The organism is Moorena sp. SIO4E2 (assembly GCF_010671945.1).
Taxonomy (GTDB): domain Bacteria; phylum Cyanobacteriota; class Cyanobacteriia; order Cyanobacteriales; family Coleofasciculaceae; genus Moorena; species Moorena producens.
Genome location: NZ_JAAHIE010001354.1, coordinates 1 through 1,149, shown reverse-complemented (window position 1 = coordinate 1,149; position 1,149 = coordinate 1). Strand labels below are relative to the sequence as shown.

The following is a 1,149-nucleotide window of genomic DNA, read 5'->3' as shown; positions in this document are numbered from 1 at the left end:
TTGTCTCCCATACCGCCTTTAATCATTAAGTCTGCGAATCGCTCATTTATGTGCTCTTTCACACATTTCACAGCAGCTTCGCCATGTTGTTCATCTTCTTCACAATGTAGTTGCAACCATCTACACTCTTCTGCTTTTAGTTTGAGTCTTTCGCGCATAGTTTTCGCACAGGAGTTTAGGTAACTTATAAGATACTCTATAACGACATTCATACCCAAATACTCTATTACTTTTTCATCTGAAAAGTTGCTCCAATAGGCATGATAGCCTGCTGTTAACTTCGATTCTGGTTCAAGCTTATAGCCCAGTGCTTTAAGATCTCGTATTGCTAATATATCGTGATCAGCCTCGTCTCTGGCGAGATGAATATATAGCATTTTCATGGCATTAGTAGGAGCTGCCTCAGCTGCTCTTAACAGTTGTGTTTCGCCAGGAGCAGAATAATGATAAAAAGTCGACACAAGGTGGATGTAGTTAGTTCTGGTAGCCAAATCAAAGGCTGCTGCTATTTCTTTAGCGCCCTCCTGGGCAATACAATCCAGTGTTTGAACAGTCTTTTCTGCCAGACCACTGTAATTCATATTTGCTCCTTCTAATCTTGGTTAACTTAACATTCTATACTAGCAGGACTTACGCAAAAACACCAGACATGGGGTATTCTCAGATCTTGCACCTAATGACAGAGAACTCACAACCAAGGTCATCTGCTCGCTGGGGAAGGCATAGATGCCCAGGGTAATCGCACTTAACTTTAGATCAGATTTACTTGACAAAAAGGCTTTAATACTTGCTCTGAGATTGTAGACAATATTGGTTCAATCGTGCTCCACTAGCTAATATCGTCTCTCCTTCGGTTAATTGCCATGACTAAAGGATTTGCACCAGGGTCTAGCTCAACACCAACATCCAGTTCGAGGCCATCTGATCCTGTTAAAAGGGTCAAACGCACCATTATCGATGAACTCAAGAACTTAGATGACCCCAGAACAAAGCGTAAACCAGACCATCTGCTGGTAGATAGTAGACCTCTTGCAAAAGTAGCGATCGCTAAATTTTTTCTTTGTCCTTCGGACAGGCTTCGCCAACAAACAAAGTTCGTAGTTGTATATAGCAGCAATTAAATTAAAGCGCAAACCAAATCTTTTTCTT

At 41.3% G+C, this 1,149-nt stretch carries 1 protein-coding gene; it reads right to left on the bottom strand.

What is annotated here, in order from left to right:
* A partial coding sequence (locus tag F6K37_RS43630; protein WP_287257377.1) for an iron-containing redox enzyme family protein occupies positions 1-581 on the bottom strand: 581 nt, incomplete at its 3' end.
* Between the last annotated feature and the right edge of the window lie 568 nt (positions 582-1,149).